The organism is Buchnera aphidicola (Floraphis choui) (genome assembly GCA_039830045.1).
Classification (GTDB): Bacteria; Pseudomonadota; Gammaproteobacteria; order Enterobacterales; family Enterobacteriaceae; genus Buchnera_B; species Buchnera_B aphidicola_AX.
The window spans coordinates 190,339-209,385 of sequence record CP140044.1; the positions used below are offsets into that span (position 1 = coordinate 190,339).

At 25.5% G+C, this 19,047-nt stretch carries 16 protein-coding genes, 1 other RNA gene and 1 pseudogene; 9 read left to right on the forward strand and 9 right to left on the reverse strand.

Annotated features, from left to right (window positions below):
* Positions 1–13: 13 nt before the first annotated feature.
* Positions 14–2,542 carry a DNA topoisomerase (ATP-hydrolyzing) subunit A gene (gyrA, locus tag UAT33_00835; GenBank protein XBC44098.1) on the reverse strand — a complete coding sequence of 843 codons (2,529 nt, stop codon included), beginning with the start codon at positions 2,540–2,542 and terminating at the stop codon, positions 14–16.
* A gap of 543 nt (positions 2,543–3,085) precedes the next feature.
* Here gyrA and UAT33_00840 point away from each other — a divergent pair.
* A complete protein-coding gene (locus UAT33_00840; protein XBC44001.1) occupies positions 3,086–3,820 on the forward strand; it encodes a DUF2076 family protein in 735 nt (244 codons plus the stop codon).
* A gap of 119 nt (positions 3,821–3,939) precedes the next feature.
* Here UAT33_00840 and UAT33_00845 read toward each other — a convergent pair whose 3' ends face one another.
* Positions 3,940–4,539, reverse strand: coding sequence for a redoxin domain-containing protein (locus tag UAT33_00845; GenBank protein XBC44002.1), 600 nt, complete (start codon positions 4,537–4,539; stop codon positions 3,940–3,942).
* Positions 4,540–4,737: 198 nt separating this feature from the next.
* On the opposite strand from UAT33_00845, the pseudogene ung reads away from it, so the two are divergent.
* Positions 4,738–5,405, forward strand: a pseudogene (gene ung, locus UAT33_00850) (uracil-DNA glycosylase).
* Positions 5,406–5,489: 84 nt separating this feature from the next.
* On the opposite strand, the gene grpE reads toward ung, so the two are convergent.
* Positions 5,490–6,053, reverse strand: coding sequence for a nucleotide exchange factor GrpE (grpE, locus tag UAT33_00855; GenBank protein ID XBC44003.1), 564 nt, complete (start codon positions 6,051–6,053; stop codon positions 5,490–5,492).
* A 116-nt stretch (positions 6,054–6,169) separates the two neighbouring features.
* Here grpE and nadK point away from each other — a divergent pair, with 116 nt between their 5' ends.
* Complete coding sequence (gene nadK, locus UAT33_00860) at positions 6,170–7,039, forward strand: NAD(+) kinase (protein ID XBC44004.1); 870 nt, start codon at positions 6,170–6,172, stop codon at positions 7,037–7,039.
* 174 nt (positions 7,040–7,213) lie between these two features.
* On the opposite strand, the gene ssrA is transcribed toward nadK, so the two are convergent.
* Positions 7,214–7,579, reverse strand: a transfer-messenger RNA (tmRNA) gene (ssrA, locus tag UAT33_00865).
* A gap of 124 nt (positions 7,580–7,703) precedes the next feature.
* On the opposite strand from ssrA, the gene grxD reads away from it, so the two are divergent.
* A complete protein-coding gene (grxD, locus tag UAT33_00870; protein ID XBC44005.1) occupies positions 7,704–8,018 on the forward strand; it encodes a Grx4 family monothiol glutaredoxin in 315 nt (104 codons plus the stop codon).
* 121 nt (positions 8,019–8,139) lie between these two features.
* On the opposite strand, the gene rnt is transcribed toward grxD, so the two are convergent.
* Positions 8,140–8,778 carry a ribonuclease T gene (gene rnt, locus UAT33_00875; GenBank protein XBC44006.1) on the reverse strand — a complete coding sequence of 213 codons (639 nt, stop codon included), beginning with the start codon at positions 8,776–8,778 and terminating at the stop codon, positions 8,140–8,142.
* 225 nt (positions 8,779–9,003) lie between these two features.
* Here rnt and UAT33_00880 point away from each other — a divergent pair, with 225 nt between their 5' ends.
* The 3 genes from UAT33_00880 to ychF all read left to right on the forward strand — a co-directional run bounded on the left by UAT33_00880 (position 9,004) and on the right by ychF (position 11,510).
* A complete protein-coding gene (locus UAT33_00880) occupies positions 9,004–9,615 on the forward strand; it encodes a Fe-Mn family superoxide dismutase (protein XBC44007.1) in 612 nt (203 codons plus the stop codon).
* Positions 9,616–9,771: 156 nt separating this feature from the next.
* A complete protein-coding gene (gene pth / locus UAT33_00885; GenBank protein XBC44099.1) occupies positions 9,772–10,347 on the forward strand; it encodes an aminoacyl-tRNA hydrolase in 576 nt (191 codons plus the stop codon).
* A gap of 74 nt (positions 10,348–10,421) precedes the next feature.
* Positions 10,422–11,510, forward strand: a complete 1,089-nt coding sequence (gene ychF / locus UAT33_00890; GenBank protein XBC44008.1) for a redox-regulated ATPase YchF — start codon at positions 10,422–10,424, stop codon at positions 11,508–11,510.
* 106 nt (positions 11,511–11,616) lie between these two features.
* Here ychF and thrC read toward each other — a convergent pair whose 3' ends face one another.
* Genes thrC through thrA form a run of 3 tightly spaced genes read right to left on the reverse strand, consistent with a single transcriptional unit; the run spans position 11,617 to position 16,303 of the window.
* On the reverse strand, positions 11,617–12,909 hold the full coding sequence (gene thrC, locus UAT33_00895; protein ID XBC44009.1) for a threonine synthase: 1,293 nt from the start codon (positions 12,907–12,909) through the stop codon (positions 11,617–11,619).
* Between the two features lie 2 nt (positions 12,910–12,911).
* Positions 12,912–13,841: a homoserine kinase gene (thrB, locus tag UAT33_00900; protein ID XBC44010.1), complete on the reverse strand. Its 930-nt coding sequence runs from the start codon at positions 13,839–13,841 to the stop codon at positions 12,912–12,914.
* A 14-nt stretch (positions 13,842–13,855) separates the two neighbouring features.
* Complete coding sequence (thrA, locus tag UAT33_00905; GenBank protein XBC44011.1) at positions 13,856–16,303, reverse strand: bifunctional aspartate kinase/homoserine dehydrogenase I; 2,448 nt, start codon at positions 16,301–16,303, stop codon at positions 13,856–13,858.
* A gap of 441 nt (positions 16,304–16,744) precedes the next feature.
* Here thrA and hpt point away from each other — a divergent pair, with 441 nt between their 5' ends.
* Positions 16,745–17,278, forward strand: coding sequence for a hypoxanthine phosphoribosyltransferase (gene hpt, locus UAT33_00910; GenBank protein ID XBC44012.1), 534 nt, complete (start codon positions 16,745–16,747; stop codon positions 17,276–17,278).
* A gap of 133 nt (positions 17,279–17,411) precedes the next feature.
* Here the strand turns inward: hpt and dksA are convergent, their stop codons facing one another.
* Entirely contained in the window at positions 17,412–17,867 is a 456-nt protein-coding gene (dksA, locus tag UAT33_00915; protein ID XBC44013.1) for an RNA polymerase-binding protein DksA, read from the reverse strand.
* Positions 17,868–18,164: 297 nt separating this feature from the next.
* Here dksA and truA point away from each other — a divergent pair, with 297 nt between their 5' ends.
* Positions 18,165–18,968 (forward strand): tRNA pseudouridine(38-40) synthase TruA, encoded by an 804-nt coding sequence (gene truA / locus UAT33_00920; protein XBC44014.1) that lies wholly within the window; start codon positions 18,165–18,167, stop codon positions 18,966–18,968.
* The last annotated feature ends 79 nt before the right edge of the window (positions 18,969–19,047 follow it).

A 19,047-nucleotide genomic window follows, 5' to 3' on the forward strand; every position in this document is an offset into this window, starting at 1 on the left:
TTTATAAGATGAGTTATAAAAGTGATTCATTTGCTTTTTGTACAGCAACTACTTTTTCTTTTTCTGCAGTTCGAATCAAAATAACACCTTGTGTATTTCTTCCAAGTATACCAATTTCTGATATTCTAGTTCTAACTAGCGTCCCGGCATTGGTTATAATCATAATTTGATCTTTTTCTATAACTTGCATAGCTCCAATCATTATTCCGTTTTTTTTAGTTATTTTTATGGCAATAGTTCCACGAGTGGCTCTAGATTTAATTGGAAATTCGCAAATTTCTGTTCGTTTTCCGTATCCATTTTCAGTTACAATTAATATATTACCAGTTCCTTTAGGTACAACTAAAGAAACAACTTTATCTTGTTTGTTTATTGCTATTCCTTTCATTCCAGAAGTATTTCTTCCCATTGTTCTCACTGATTTTTCAGAAAAATGGACAGCTTTCCCTATTGCAGTAAACAACATGATTTTATCTTTTCCATTGGTGAGAGATACCCCGATCAGTTCATCGTCATTTTTTAATTTAATAGCAATAATACCTGCTGTTCTTGGTTTTTTAAATTCACAGAGATTAGTTTTTTTTACCATTCCTTTAGCGGTAGCCATAAAAATATTTATACTATCTTTGTATTCTGAAATAGGTAATATTGCTGTTATTCTTTCTTGTGTGTTAAGAGGTAAAAGATTTACTATAGGACGCCCACGAGCATGTCTACTAGCTTCTGGTAATTGATAAACTTTCATCCAATATATTATTCCTCGACTAGAAAAGCAAAGGATCGTATCATGTGTATTAGCTACTAACAAGCTTTCTATAAAGTCTTCTTCTTTCGTTTTTGCTGCTGATTTCCCTTTTCCGCCCCGTTTTTGTGCTTCGTAAGTAGAAAGTGGTTGATATTTTACGTATCCTGAATGCGATAAAGTTACTACAACATCTTCTTGATTTATCATGTCAGAAATATTAATATCTTCGTAATTTTTAGCAATTTGTGTACGTCTTTTATCTCCAAAGTAATGTTTTATATTAATTAATTCTTTTTTCATAATATTAATTAATGTATTAGCATTATTTAATATATCATCTAATATTATAGAAGACATAGTAAGTTTTTTGTGTTCTTTAATAAGTTTGGAAAGTTCTAAATTAGTAAGTTTTTGAAGTTGTAATTCTAATATTGAATTTACTTGTATTTTTGTAAGAAATAATGTATTGCTATTATTTTTATTAGATTGTAAAAAGTGGGATTTCATACTATTATTTTTTAATATGTTCTTATATTTTGAAGCATCTGAATACCAATTTTTAGATAGCAATAACTTTTTTGCTTCCGATAGTGAAGTGGAATTTTTAATTAATGAAATAATAATATCTATATTTTCTAAAGATATTACTAGTCCTTCAATAACGTGTATTTTTTTTTGTATTTTTTTTAATTCGAATAGACTTCGTTTAGTGATTATCGTTTTACGATGAGATATAAACGCTTTTAAAATGTCTTTTAAAGACATTATTTTAGGTTTCCCATGTGTTAAAGCGACCATATTAATGCCAAAAGAAATTTGTAATTGAGTTAAAGTATATAATTTGTTAAGGATAATTTCTGATTTTGCCTCTCTTTTTATTTCGATTACTATTCTCATACCTTCTTTATCTGATTCGTCACGAAGACCACTAATGCCTTCAACTTTTTTTTCTTTTATTAATTCAGCAATTTTTTCGATTACTCGTGATTTATTAACTTGATAAGGTAATTCGAAAATAATTAAAGATTCTTTTTTTGTTTTTTCTTGAACTTCTATCTTACTTTTTGCTCTAATTTGGATTTTTCCTTTTCCTGTTTGGTATGCCTCTGCAATACCCTTACATCCATTAATTATTCCAGCAGTAGGAAAATCAGGACCTGGAATATATTCCATAAGTTTTGTTAGCGTAATTTCGTTATTGTCTATAAGAGCTAGACACCCGTTTATTATTTCGTTTATGTTATGAGGCGGAATGTTAGTTGCCATTCCTACTGCAATTCCAGATGAACCATTTATAAGTAAATTAGGTATTTTTGTGGGTAATACTTCAGGAATTTTTTCTGTCCCATCGTAGTTTGGAATGAATTTTACTGTTTCTTTATCTAAATCATTTAGTAATTCATATGCAATTTTAGACATTCTAATTTCGGTATATCTCATAGCTGCTGCAGAATCTCCATCTATTGATCCAAAATTTCCTTGTCCATCAATAAGTGTATATCGCAGTGAAAAGGATTGTGCCATTCTTACTATAGCATCGTATACAGCAGTATCTCCGTGCGGGTGATATTTTCCAATAACATCTCCTACTATCCTAGCTGACTTTTTATACAATTTATTCCAATCATTACTCAGTGATTTCATAGCGAATAATATTCTTCTATGAACTGGTTTTAATCCATCTCTTACGTCTGGCAAAGCCCGTCCGATAATAACTGACATGGCATAATCTAAATAAGAGTTTTTAAGTTCATCTTCAATATTAATATTTATAATTTCTTTTGCAATTTTATCCATAGTTGAATTATTCTTTTTTGTAATATTCATAATGATGATATCATAATGAAAAATTTGATTAACATAAAATATTTTATATAAAAATTATTTTAAATTTGTGATATAGTGATTTACTGTAATTTTAGTTATTTAGAAATATAAGTAATTTTATTACAGAAATAAATTTTTATTTATAAATTTTAAAGTGAGTAATACTAAATATGGAGTATTAATTCCATAAAATGATTAATTAAACAGAGTAGTTATATAAAAATTATATTTTCATATTTTTTGAAAATTTTTTCAAAAATGCATTTTAATTGATAAAAATGTCATTTTATAATATTATGTAGTGTATTCTTGTTCTTAATAATATAATCAAACTGAATAGTATAGTTTTATTATTATATATATTGTAAACTAAACATTATTGTGCTTATATATATTACTTTATTTTTAATATTTTGTTTTATAATACTATTTTATATTGTTAGTATTTTAAAGTGGTATTTGAATTTAATATATAATAATATTATTTTATAATGTAAGTGTACGAGGTTTATTATGAATAATAACGAAAAACAGTTAATAGAAAGCTTATTTTCTCGATTACATAAAACTGAAATTGAATCTTCTGATCGAGATAATGTAGCTGAAAAATTAATTAAAGATTTATTAGAAAAATACCCGAATTCACCTTATTACATGGCACAAACGATTTTAATTCAAGAAACGGCAATAAAGAAATTAAACGAACAAATTTCTTTGTTAGATAGTAAATCTGATAAAAATCAGAAAGACAAAAAAGATACGTCATCTACAGGTTTTTTATCTAGTTTATTCGGATCAAAAAAAACCCAAAATGTCTTGGATTCGCATTCAAATAACACTTTAAATAAACCTTATAACAAAATTCAAGATTCTAATGTTAGTTCTTTTCCTTCACAAGTTCACTCTAGTGCTATACCTCAATCGGGAACTATAAATAATACAAATGGATTTCTTAGTGGAGCACTTCAAACTGCTGCAGGTGTTGCTGGTGGTGTTGTTATGGCAAATATGTTAATGAATCTTTTTCAGAATAAAAAACCTGAAGAAGAGATAATAGATGCAGTACATCATATTGACTCTTCTCATACGGGATTAAATTCTACAGATAGTGATCCTATACATAGTCAATATATTAGTGATAATAATAGTACGCATGTAGATGATAACATTGAAGATTATAATCGATCAGATTATGATGTTAGTGATGATGATGACTGCAATGCTTTTGAAGACGATAATTTTATTTAAATTTTTAAGATATTTTTGTAATAAGTTTTTTATTGAATAAATAAAACCAGCAATAAATTTTTCTCTGCTGGTTTATATCATTAATTTTTAACTCTTAATATATTTTATATAAAATTATTTTATTTGGTGTTATATAAGTTTTTAAAATATTGTTTGACCCCACTTGAAGTTGCTGTCATTCCATTTTTTCCCGGTTTCCAATTAGCTGGACAAACTTCTCCATATGTTTCATGGAAATGAAGAGCATCTATCATTCTTATTATATCAGAAATGTTTCTTCCAAAAGGTAAATCGTTAACTATTTGATGGCGAATTATTCCATGTTTATCAATTAAAAATGATGCTCTTAATGCTATACCTAGTGTAGGATGTTCAATTTTATATAATTTTTGTATTTCTCTTTTTATATCAGAAACTATTATATATTTTATCTTTCCAATTCCTCCTTGTTTAGGATCAGATTGACGCCAAGCATGATGTACGTATATTGAATCGATAGACACTCCTATAACTTCTGTATTTCTTTTTATAAATTCAGATAGAGATCTATCGAATGCTATAATTTCTGAAGGACAAACAAATGTAAAATCCATAGGCCAAAAAAATAGTACAGTGGTTTTCCCATTAATATGACTTCTGAAATTAAAGTTATCAACGATATCATCGTTATGGTAGATAGCGGGTGCAGTAAAATCAGGAGCTGGATAGGTTATTAACATTTTTATTCCTATATTTGTATAGAAAATTAATTTAAATTATTTATTTTATGAATATTTAACTTTTTATTTAAAATATTTATAGTTACTAACTTTAAATTATGTTACCAATTAACAAAACAATATAGTATGTTTAAAATCATTTAAACAATATTATTATGTTAAAGTAAGTAGAAAACATAAAAAATTTGGAATATCTTGATGAAAAATTGTATCATAAACTGGAAGGATGTGTTAGAACAAGAAAAAAAAAATTGTATTTTATTAACATTATTAAATATCTTTCTAATGCTAGAAAAACTAAAGTAATTTATCCTCCCAAACACGAAGTGTTTAATGCTTTTGTATTAACAAAGTTTTTTGATATTAAAGTAGTTATTATAGGTCAAGACCCGTATTTTAAAAAAGGTCAAGCGCATGGATTAGCATTTTCTGTTCGAAAAGGTATTAAAATTCCTCCCTCTTTGTTGAATATACAAAAAGAATTGATTAGTGATATGAAATATAATGTTCTATTTAATCATGGTTGTCTTGAAAATTGGGCTAATCAGGGGGTATTTTTATTAAATTCTATTTTAACAGTAGAATCAGGTAAGCCTGGCTCTCATGCTAATTTAGGATGGGAGATTTTTACTAACCAAGTGATAAGAATTATCAATGAATATCATTCGGGAATTATTTTTCTATTATGGGGGTCATATGCTAAAAAAAAGATAAAAGAGATCTGTATTCACAAACATCATGTTTTATTGGCATCGCATCCATCACCATTGTCATATTATCAAGGTTTTTTTGGATGCCGCCATTTTTCAAAAACGAATATTTTGTTAAAAAAACAACATAAAATTCCAATTAATTGGCTTTTATAACTTATTTTATATTTTTATAAGTATATTATATTGTATTATTTTAAAGTAAATATTTTAATGAATTTAATTTATGTTGTTAAACTATTATATTTCTTTTTTGATTTTTACTATAGCTTTTCGAATTATTTTTCCTTGACATATATAACCATCTCGAATTATTGAAGATACATAGTATGTATCAGTATCATTTATTATTTCATTAGATTCAGTTTGATGTAATGATGTGTTAAATTTTATATTTTTTTCTTTTTCTATAATTAGATCAAATTTTTGAACTATATTGAGTAATGATTTTAATGTTAATGAAATTCCTTCAATAATTTTGTTATGTTTAATATTTAGTTTATATGCAATATTTTTTATATTTTTTAAGCTATCCAATATTGGAATTAGATGAGTACAAAAATATTGTAATTGCGTTTTTTTGATTTCGTGTATTTTTTTATTAACGTTTTTTTTTATATTTTCTATTTCAGCTTGTTCTCGTAACTTTATATTAATAATATCTTTTTTTATATTGAGTATTGTATTATTTAATTGGTTAATATCGTTAAAAGAATTGCATTTATGCGTATTAATTTTTTCTTTTTTTGTAATATCTTTTTTATCACTTTGGATAGAATCTAAATTTTCGTTTTTATGATTCATAAATTTTACCTGTATTTAAGTATTTGTATTTATTAAATTTTAAGAATGAAAATGAATTATTAAGTATTATATATTAAATTAACAATATATAATTTTATTATAAAGGAACTAATTTCGTGAAACAATATTTTCATTGCATTGGAATAGTAGGTTATCCTCGTCATTTTAGTGCATTATCTACACATAAAATTCTTTATCATTGGTTAAAAAAAAATTATCATGTTATTATTGAAGACAAAGTAGCAGGTCAGTTAGGTTTAAAAAATATTAATATTGATTCGCTATCCAATATAGGAAAACAATGTGACTTAGTAATAGTTGTGGGTGGTGATGGAAATATGTTATATACTGCTCGTATATTATCTTCTTATAAAATAAAAATTATTGGCATTAATAGGGGAAAATTAGGTTTTCTAACCGATTTAAACCCTGATACTGCATTAAAACAGTTATTGTGTGTTTTGTCTGGAGAATATATTCAGGAAAATCGTTTTTTATTAGAAGTAAAAGTAGTTAAAAAAAATGGATTATTTTCAATAAGTAAAGCTATTAATGAAATAGTATTACATGCTGAACATGTAGCGCATATGATAGATTTTGAAGTATATATTAACGGTGATTTTGCTTTTTCTCAACGTTCAGATGGTTTAATTATTTCTACTCCTACGGGATCAACTGGGTACTCACTTTCTGCTGGTGGTCCAATTTTAGTTACTTCATTAGAAGCTATTGTACTAGTTCCTATGTTTCCTCATACTTTATCGTCTCGTCCTTTAGTTATTAATAGCACTAGTACAATTCATTTAAAATGTATGGAAACTACATCGAAATTAAAAATTAGTTGTGATAGTCAGATAATATTGTCAGTAGATAAACATGATATAATTGTGGTTAAAAGAAGTAATGATTTTTTGTGTTTGATACATCCTAAAAATTATAGCTATTTTAAAATGTTAAGTTCTAAATTAAATTGGTCAAAAAAATAATCTTTTAATATTTAAACAAATTGTATATTAATAATAATAGAATTTTAATATAAAATATGCTCCTAAATATATTTAGATAAAATAATTTTATCTTAATTAAAATTTTTATCTATTTTTTATAGAATGTTATTCTATTTTAAAAGTAAAAAGATTTGAGTTTATACTAGTTTTTATTTGTGGAGCTGGCGGGATTCGAACCCGCGTCCAAAATTTTTACGACTTCAGTACTACATGCTTAGTCTATTACATTGTTGTTTTTATCTATAAACGTATAGACGCGCTATAGATTTTCGCTTATTATAATTTTAACGATTAAAGTAATAAGCATAACTTTAATTCGCGATCTCTTTCTAATTAACCTCTAACTTTTTTATTTTAAGAGAAAAATAAAAAATGAGGGCTTTAAATTCAGTTTATTAAGCTGCTAAAGCATAAGTTTTATTTTTTGCTATTATAATTTTACGGCTTTTAACGAGGCAAACCGCTCCTCGGCATGCACTTTTAGTTTTCAATAATTTTGTCGAATCCAAAATCAGCCCCTCTTAAGGATTATATAATAAAAAATAGCTATAATCTAGTAGTAAATTTTCGATATTTAAAATATAAACAATAATTATGTAATTTTAATGTTGTAATTTTCAAAAATATATAGGAATAAAGTTATATGAATACTATAAAAAAAATTCAAGATCAAATTAAAAAAAATCCTATTCTAATTTATATAAAAGGATCTCCTGAATCTCCTAGTTGTGGTTTTTCTGCTCAAGCTATTCAAGCTTTATCTTCATGTTGTGAAAAATTTGCATATATTGATATTCTTAAACACTCAGACATTCGAATTGAATTACCAAAATATGCTAATTGGCCAACTTTTCCACAATTATGGATAAATGGAAAACTTATAGGTGGTTGTAATATTATTTTAGAATTATTTAATAGTGGAGAATTAAAACGTTTAGTTACAGAAGCAACTAAATAATTTCATTATATTTAATAAAATATTGAAAATATTAAAATACGATCATTCTAAAAGATCAATAATCTTATTTAATAAAAAAGTAAGTTTAATGATAATTGTATGTTTTAATTTAAAACATTAATTATTGATTATTGGGTGGCCATCCACCCAATTTTTTCCACTGGTTTACTATTTTACAAAATAAATTAGCTGTTTTTTTTGTGTCATATAAAGCTGAATGTGCTTGATTATTATCAAATTTTAATCCAATTGCTTTACATGCTCTTGCTAAAACTGTCTGTCCCACTGCGAGCCCACTTAATGTAGCAGTATCAAAGATGACAAATGGATGAAATGGATTATTTTTTATTTTATTTCTTTCAATAGCAGCCATAAGAAAATTATAGTCAAATATTGCATTATGAGCTACAATAATACTTTTGCTACATTTTTGTTTTTGAATTCCATTATGAATTAATTGAAATATAGAATTTAATGCTTTATATTCACTAATAGCACCACGTAATGGGTTAAAAGGATCAATTTTATTAAATGCAATAGCATTAGGATCAATAATTGATCCTACGAAAGGTTTTATATGATAGTGTAGTAAAGTTTCTTGTTCTAATAATCCTAGTGAATTCATTTTTAGTGTAATAACGGCAATTTCTAGTATTGCATTTATTTTTGAATTAAATCCAGAAGTTTCAATATCTATAACTACAGGATAAAAAGTTCGAAAGCGTTTTTTTAAGAAGTATTTTTTTTTAGTTGTACACATTAGGTTTTTGTTTTATTATTAAATATATTTAATTCTTTGTTATTTTCTGTATAATATAGCATTAAGTTGTTTATATTTTATAAATAATTATTACAAGTGTAATACATGATTTCGACGTTAAATCGTTAACTTATAATTATATTGTATTTTAGTAATTAAAACTGTGAAATTTCTAAAATAAAATTTTTTAAAACATAAATACATTATTATCTATAGGATTATAAAATGAGTTATATTTTGCCGTTACTTCCTTATTCTTATGATAGTTTAGAACCATATTTAGATGAAAAAACGATGAGAATTCATCATACTAAACATCATCAAGCATATATAAATAATACAAATGATATATTATATGATAGCGATTTTGTGAATTTATCTATTGAAGACTTAGTTTCCAAATTAAATTCTATAAACGTTAGTAATAAAATAGGGTTACGAAATAATGCAGGTGGACATGCAAATCATAGTTTATTTTGGAAGATATTAAAAATCGGAACTGTTTTAAAAGGTAATTTTAAAATTGTTCTTGAAAATAATTTTGGTTCTATTGAAAACTTTAAAAAAAAATTTGAAACAGTTGCTATGAGTCATTTTGGCTCTGGTTGGGTTTGGTTGGTTAAACAAAATAAAAAGTTATTTATTTCTACTACTATGAATCAAGATACTCCATTGATGGGAAAAGATATATCTGGAATATCTGGTTTTCCTATATTTGGTCTAGATATTTGGGAACATGCTTATTATTTAAAGTACCAAAATAGACGGATAGATTACATACGTGCTTTTTGGAATATATTAGATTGGAATGAAGTTAGTAACAGATTTAATGGGTAATAAATTTAATTTTATAAGAAATTATGTTTTTTAGAAAATGTAATTTTTAAAATTAAAAAGATTTATTAGTGTTTTTTAAATAAATGTGTAATTAAAATATGCATTTGTTAAAGTTTAATAATTTTATATTATGGAATTAAGTTGAAAAACATTAAATTGATAGCTGGATTAGCTAATCCGATTATCAAGTATGATAATACTAGGCATAATGTAGGTTCTTGGTTTATTCGGAGTTTAGCTAATTATCATAATCAAGTTTTAAAAAAAAATAAAAAGCTTTCAGGATATACTGCATCTCTTGTGTATTTTAATTGTAAAGTACGCTTATTTATTCCTAATGAATTTATGAATTTGAGTGGTAGGTCTATTTTAACGGTTTCTGATTTTTATCAAATTAAATTAGATGAAATTTTAATTATTCATGATGAATTAGATTTAAATCCTGGATTAATTCGACTAAAATTAGGTAGTGGACATAATGGTCATAATGGAATAAGAAATATTATTAATGTGTTATCAAAGAAGAACAATTTTTTAAGAATACAAATTGGTATTGGTCGTCCTGATAAATTAGTAGAAATATCTGATTTTGTTTTATCTTCTCCAACATTAGAAGAAGAATACTTAATTAAGAAATCTATATTGAGCGCGATCGATGTGGTTCATATCTTAATAAAAGAAAGAGACATTTTGATAGCACAAAAATTTTTAAAAAATAAAGTTAAGCGTTAAACAATGCATTAAAAAACAAAATGTAAATTTTAAAATGAAATGTTTCTTATCTTTTAATAAGGTAAACAATTGTTATGAGTTTTAAATGTGGTTTAGTAGGGCTGCCAAATGTTGGTAAATCAACTATATTTAATAGCTTGACAAATCTGAATGCTCTAGCAGAAAATTTTCCATTTTGTACTATTAAACCTAATGTTGGGATAATTTTGGTTTCTGATAATCGTTTAAATATTATTTCTAATATAGTTAATTCTAACTGCATTATTCCTACATATATAGAATTAGTAGATATAGCTGGATTAGTTCAAGGAGCGCATAAGGGAGAAGGACTAGGTAATAAATTTTTAAGTCATATAAGACAAACAGATTTAATTATTCATGTAGTTCGAGGGTTTAAAAATGATAGAATTATTCATATTTATGGCCGAATAAATCCTATTGATGATATCGAAATAATTAATTTAGAGTTAACATTGTCTGATTTTGAAATTTGTAAGAATAGAATAAATAAACTTAAAAAGGATCATTTATTACGAAAAATTATTGTAGATCAAGAATTAGAAATATTGTATCGTTGTTTAAGTTGTTTACAAAAGAATAAGTTTTTAAAACTATTAGATTTAACTATAGAAGAAATATTTGTTATTGATCATTTAAAATTTATTACATTAAAACCTATGATTTATGTTGTTAATGTTAGTCGAAATTCTCATAATAATGTATGTATAGAAAATATTTATGATTTATCAAAAAAACAGAATGCTAGTGTTTTAGTAGTTTTTATGGATTTTTTTCGCGGTAATTTTGCAAAGAATGATAAAAGTGAAAAATTTAAAGTCTTAGAATCAGATTTAGAGGAATCAGGTTTAAGTTCTATTGCTGCTCTTGGACACAAATTACTAAAATTGAAGACATTTTTTACTGCTGGGAAAAAAGAGGTTCGTGCATGGACAACGATTAGTGGCATTGAAATTTTCAAGTCAGTAAGGTGTATTCATACAGATTTAAGTAAAGGTTTTATTCGAGCTCAAGTAATTTCATATCCTGATTTTATACGATATGGAGGAGAAAAGAATTCTAAAAAGTTTGGAAAAATGAGAATCGAAGGAAGACAATATCATATTCATGATGGAGATATCATTCACATTCTGCATAAAATATAAATATATATTATTTCTTAAAAAAATGTTTTAAAAGATATAATAAATATTTACGTTTTTAGTATTTTGTATATAGAGAGCAGATATTTCTCTATATACATGTAATATTTTATTTTTTTAATAAAAATTTTTTCAGTATTGAAAAGTTAGGGCGAATATTATAAGATAAAATTGGTAATTTGATTCGATTCGATAATTCTTCTGGTAAAGATAAAGTTATTTTTAATATTTTTTCTACAGTATTTTTAAATTTAGATGGATGCGCAGTACCTAGGAATAACCCAAATTCATCATCTTTCAATTGAGCTTTTAATAAATTATATGCTATTGCTGCATGTGGTTCAGAAATATAACCTTGTTGTTTTAGATCTTTTAAGCTTTCTTCTGTTGATTTGTCAGAGACACTACCAAATCTTAGTTTGTTCAACGACCATTCTTTTCTTTTATATAATTCTTCTACTCTTGGCCAATTATTCGGTTGGCTGATGTCCATAGCATTAGAAATTGTTGATACAGTATTCTTAGGTAGCCATTTTCCTGTATTAAGAAATCTTGGAACTGTATCATTAGAATTAGTAGCAGCTATAAATGATTTTATAGGGAGTCCTAAGGATTTTGCTAGTAAGCCTGCAGTAATATTTCCAAAATTTCCACAAGGAATAGATATAACTAAATTTTTTTTTTGTTCATTAGTAATTAAAGAAAAAGCTTCGAAGTAATAGCATATTTGTGCAAATAATCTACTAATATTAATTGAATTAGCAGAGTTAAGTCCAATCAACTTTTTAAGTTCATAATCTTTAAATGCTTGTTTAACTAGATTTTGGCATTCGTCAAAACTACCGTTAACTGAAATAGTTATTATATTTTCTCCTAATGTACAAAATAATTTTTCTTGTAATTCGCTAATTCTTCCTTTAGGATAAAGAATTATTACTCTAACGTTTTTCATATTATAAAATGCATGAGCTACTGCTGCTCCTGTGTCTCCTGACGTTGCTGTTAAAATTGTTATGGTTTCATTTTTATCATGATTTAGAAAAGAAATGACTTGAGCCATAAATCTTGCTCCAAAATCTTTAAAGGCAAGTGTAGGTCCATGAAAAAGTTCACAACAAGATATGTTTTGTGAAATTGGTATAATAATTGGTGTGGTACAAGAAAAGGCTGAATTAACTTGTTCTTCTAAATCAGAAGCGCAAATTTCATCTCCTATAATAGTAGATAATATTTTACTACTTCGTTTTAAAAAATTCATTTCTAACAATTCTAAAAGTTCTTCACGTGGAATTACTGGTAGTTCTTTTGGAAAAAATAAACCCTGTTTTTTTCCTAATCCTAATTTTACAGCTGTAGAAAAATTAATTTCTTCTTTTTTATCTTTTAGATTATAAAGTTTCATATTTATCCTATTTGACGAGTACCTATAGCATCTAATTTACAAATATGTACAAATCCTTGTTTAGTTTGTAAGTAATTATCATTAAGCCACTTTTTTATATTTTTTGCAGTTTTTAAGTTATCAGAAATAGCAAAAATTGTTGGTCCAGATCCTGATATTCCACATCCTATAGCTCCTAGTTTTTTTATTTCTTTTTTTGTTTTTAAAAAATTAGGTAATAATTTAATTCGATATGGTTCAGCAATAACATCATTCATGAGTTGTGAAGCTAATTTTGGTTGCTCTGTATATAAGGAATGAATAAATCCAGCTAAATAACGACTATGTTTTATGCAAATATCTTTACTATATTTTGGAGGTAGTATTGTTCTAGCATCTGCTGTTGTTATTTTAACTCCAGGCCAAGCAATGGTCCACAACCAATTTTTAAATATTGGTAGTTTTTGACATATAATATTATTTTTATTAATTATCAATTGCAATCCTCCTAAAAAACATGGTGCGACGTTATCATAATGTATACTTCCAGATATTGAACCTTCTAAGTTTCCCATAAGGAGTAATAGTTCTGTTTTTTTAATAGGATAATTTAAGTATGTATTCATAGCAATAATAGAAGCAACAACAGAACAGGCGCTGGATCCCAATCCAGATCCAATCGGCATATTTTTTTCAAGAATAATAGTTATTGGAATATTTTTATTAAGAAAAGAACAAAAATAATTCCAACATTTCCAAACTATATTTTTTTGAATATTGGTTGGTAGTTGATTTGAAAATATTCCTTTACTTATTAAATTAAAAGTATTTGAAGGAACAATTGTGACAATATCTCCTAATAATGATCCATCTATTGGTTCAATTGCAGCACCTAATACATCGAATCCAACTCCTACATTTCCAATTGATGCAGGAGAGTAAATTTTTATCATTATTTAAACTCTTTTTATGATAGTATTCGTAATATATCGGAAAATACTCCAGCGGCAGTTACGTTATTTCCTGCACCGTATCCTCTTAATATTAATGGAATTGGTTGATAATATTTGCTATAAAAAGCTAATGCGTTTTCTCCATTTTTAATTTCGTATAATGGATCATTCTTGTCAACTTCATCTAATTTTACTTGACATTGTCCTCCTTTATTAATGATTCCAATAAATCTTAAAGTTTTTCCTAAAATTTTTGCTTTCCTTATTTTGTTAGAAAAAATTTGGTCTAGTTCTTTAAGTCGCATCATAAAATGAGTGGAATTTGAGATACAATTAAAGTCATCAGGTAATATAGGTTCAATTTTAATATCTTGTAGTTCTAAATCTAATCCACTTTCTCGAGCTAATATTAGCAATTTTCGTGCTACATCTATTCCAGAAAGATCATCTTTTGGGTTAGGCTCAGTAAATCCTAATTGTTGTGCTTGATTAGTAGCTTCAGATAGCAGTACATTTTCTTCTAATCGTCCAAAAATAAAAGATAATGATCCTGATAAAATTCCTCTGAAATGTATTAATTTATCACCAGAATGAAGTAAGTTTTTTAAATTTTCTATTATAGGTAGCCCGGCTCCAACATTTGTTTCATATAAAAATTTTTTATTAGAGCGTAATGAAGCTAATCTAATTTCTCGATAGTATTTTAAACTAGATGTATTAGCTTTTTTATTAGATGCAACTATGTTAAATCCGTTTGTAAGTAACTTAGGATACTGATTAGCTATTGTTTGATCGGAAGTACAGTCAATAATAATTGGATTAAGCAAATTATTATTTTTAGATAATTTTATTAAATTATTTATATCGAATAATTCAGTAGACATAGAAAAACTTTTTTTCCAGCTATTTAAATCAATTCCATCTAAGTTTTTAAGAAATATTTTTGAGTTTGCAATTCCACAAACTTGTAAATTAATATTTTGTGATTTCAACCGGTTTTTTTGCTGATTTAATTGATTAAGTAAAGTTTTTCCTACTCCTCCAATTCCAATTAAGAATAGCTCAATGACTTTATTATTATTAAATAAAATGTGGTGAATTATTTTAATTCCAGGTATAACAGAATCGTTTTTTACTACTATTGAAATAGAATTATTGGATGATCCTTGCCCAATAGAAAGTATATGTATGTTAGTTTTAGCTAGTGCTAAAAATATTTTAGAAAAAATGTTGTTTTGAATTTTTATTTTTGATCCTATTATAGATAAAATAGCTAATTTTTTAATTATTTTTATTGGCATTAATATTTTATTATTTAATTCTAATTTAAATTCGTTTTCTAATATATCATGAGTTTGTTGTACGTAATTATTAAGTATACAAAAATTGATATTAAATTCTGAAGAAGCTTGTGTAATTAATATTATCCAAATTCCACTTGAAGATAGAACAGACAAAATTCGTGATGTAATTGTAATTCTATCATGTATCCACGGTCCTGAAATATTAAACATAGCTATATCATTTAGATGAGCAATTCCTTTTATAGGCGTTGTATCGTCGTTAGGGTATTCACATATCATAGTTCCAATAGCATTTGGATTTGCAGTATTCTTAATTAAGCATGGAATTTGAAATTGAGCAATGGGGGCAATAGTTTTTGGATGTAATACTTTTGCTCCAAAATAAGATAGCTCCATGGCTTCTGTATAAGAAAGAGATTTTAGTAGCTTAGCATTTTCTACTTGTTTTGGATCACATGTATATATTCCATCTACGTCAGTCCAAATTTCACAAATATTTCCTTTTAAACACACGGATAAAATCGCTGCAGAATAATCAGACCCATTACGTCCTAAAACAACTAATTCGTTGTTTTTATTTCCAGCAATAAATCCAGCCATTAATATAATATGATTTTTAGGTATGTTGATTGAATTAATTCTTTTTTTAGAAGTTTGAATGTCGATAGTAGAATCTAAATAACTTCCTATTGCTAGAAGATTTTTTGTAGGATCAATAGTGGTAACATTATGAAACATAGATTTGAGAATATTTTTCATAATAGTTATAGATAACAATTCTCCACAACAAATTATTTTTGCACGGATGTTATCAGGACATTGATTTAATAAACTTATTCCATTAAAAATACTTTTTAACTTTAAAAATTTTTTATTAATAGTTTCTTCAATATTTTTGTATGGAAAATTATTTTTTTGTTTTTGTAGATCATAAATTAGCTTAAGTAATATATTTTTTATTAAAGTTATATTAGGCAATACGTTTTTATTTTTAATGGCTTGTTCAATTGTATCATTTAAAAAATTAGTAATTTTTTCAGGTGCAGACAGAACAACAGCTATTTGTTCTTTTTTAAAGCTATTTTCAATGATATTAGCTACAGATAAAAATTTTGTTGCGTTTGCAAGTGAAGATCCACCAAATTTAAGTATTTTCATATTTAGAGAATTTCCTAAAGTAATATATAAGAAAAGCCCACACTTGACGAAAGGGTAAGCTCTTTTTATACATGTATAGTTTAATTTCAACTAATTTTAAATATATTATTTGAAATAAATATATTTTTGAATAAAAATTATATATTTTAGTTTTTAAATAAAGAATTTTATCTTATAATAATTTTAAATTTAAAGCATATTTGAATTATTATTATCGTATATGATAAATTTATTACTTAATATATTATCATATCTATAATAAAATATTTTTATTTAATTAAATATGTACAATATTTAATTAAATATATTTTACATGATAAAAAAATATTTATCTTTGAATTTTTTTTAAATTACTATGATATAGTATAATGATAGTTTGGACATTAATTGTTAGTAATTTCATTAAAATTTTAATATGTTTATTGTGATAAAAGTAATATAATGAAAAATACCGTTCAGGTTATTATTTCTCAATCAGAATTACACGCACGTATTAATGAGTTAGGTAAAGAAATTAGCAAACGTTATCAAGATAGTAGTAATAAAATGGTTTTAGTAGGACTATTGCGTGGTTCATTTATTTTTGTAGCTGATTTATGTCGAGCTATTAATATTGAACATAAAATTGATTTTATGATTGTTTCTAGTTATGGAAATAATGTTGTTTCGAGTAAAAAAATAAAAATTTTAAAAGATTTAGACGAGAATATTTATCAGAAAAATGTCCTCATAGTAGAGGATATTGTTGATTCAGGATTTACTTTGAGTAGAGTGTTAAAAGTGTTAAAATTGCGTCAACCAAAATCTGTAGCTATTTGTGTTCTATTGGATAAATATGAATGTAGAGAAGTTAAGATTCATGTAGATTATGTTGGATTTCCTATTCATAATGATTTCATGGTAGGTTATGGAATCGATTGTGCTCAGTCTTATCGTCACCTTCCTTACATTGGAAAGGTAATTAAATCAAAATAACTTCAAACTTTTAAAATAAACAATACTAGAATATTTTGTTAACATAGAATTTACGTAATGTGTATTAATATAAAATTAGAGTGAAACGGGGAAAATCCCGTTCACTATAATATTAATTATACTATAAAAGAAATTATCCTAACATTTGTTTTTCTCTGATTTCTGCTAATGTTTTACAATCTATACATAGGTTAGCAGTAGGTCTGGCTTCTAGTCTACGTATTCCGATTTCTACTCCACATGAATCACAGTATCCAAAATCATTTTCTTCGACTTTTTTTAAAGTTTGTTCTATTTTATTAATCAATTTTCTTTCCCTATCTCTATGGCGTAATTCAAAACTAAATTCTTCTTCTTGTACGGCGCGATCAATGGGGTCTGGAAAATTTGTAGCTTTTTCTTGTATATATGGTTTTTTTTTAGGTATATCATTTTTTAATTGAGTAGCCCAAGCAAGAAGAATTTTTTTAAAGTGATTAATTTGCTTTGTGTTCATGTATTTTTCGTCTTTTGTATTTTCGTAAGGTTGTACTCCTGCCATAAATAGTATACTTAAAGAAGATCTTTTTTTGTTTTTTTCTTTTTGCATGATGTATGCCCTAAAATATGCTGTATTAAAAGTAAAATATAATATTATAATTTTTAATAAAATATTGTAAATTTAGTATATGAGTATTGTTTTATGTTACTTGCCTTTTTTGATATGTCGATAATATCAAAATATAAATTTATTGTAAATTTTATACTTTTTAAAAGTAAATTTTTTTATTATTTTGAGTAGAAGTTTTATTTTAGGTATTTTTAATTTCTATAAACAATCTTAAGATAATTTAAAATTGAAATAGTATTTTATACATTTTACATCTTTATTTAGAGTGATTTTTTGATGAACAATATAATTAATTATAAAAAAATTGCGTTAGGTATTGAATATCAAGGTACCAATTATCATGGATGGCAATATCAAAAATCTGTTTCAAATATTCAAGAAAAAGTAGAAAAAGCATTGTCAATTATAGCAAATCATACAGTTAATGTTTATTGTGCAGGTAGAACTGATACTGGTGTGCATAGTACTGGACAAGTAATTCATTTCTATACTTCTTCAATAAGGAATTATAATTCTTGGATTTTTGGAGTTAATCGTTATTTACCGAAAGATATTTCTATATTATGGAAAAAAGAAGTACCAGAGTTCTTTCATGCACGTCATAGTGCTTTATCACGTAGATATCGTTATATAATTTATAATCATAAGTATCGTTCATCTATTTTTTTTAAAGGATTATATAATTTTTATAAAAAATTAGATGTATTTAAAATGAATCGTGCTGCTCAATATTTAATCGGTGAGCATGATTTTACTTCATTTAGAGCTATTAAGTGTCAATCTGCTACTCCTATTAGAAAAATTATGTTTTTAAAAGTTTTTAGTATGCATAGGTTAGTAGTTATAGATATTACAGCAGATGCTTTTTTATATCATATGGTACGTAATATTGTAGGATGTTTAATTGAAATAGGTGTGTCCAAACATAATGAATTTTGGATAAAAGAGTTATTATTATCTAAAAATAGGAAACTAGCAGCTTTTACAGCTAAGCCTGAGGGTTTGTATTTAGTTCAAGTAACATATCCTAAGATTTTTAATTTACCTAACTCTTCTATTGGCCCATTTTTTATATATTAAAAACATAATGATGCAAGCATTATAAATGCGTTATTTATATTTATATATATTTATATATTAACATCATATTAAAATTTTT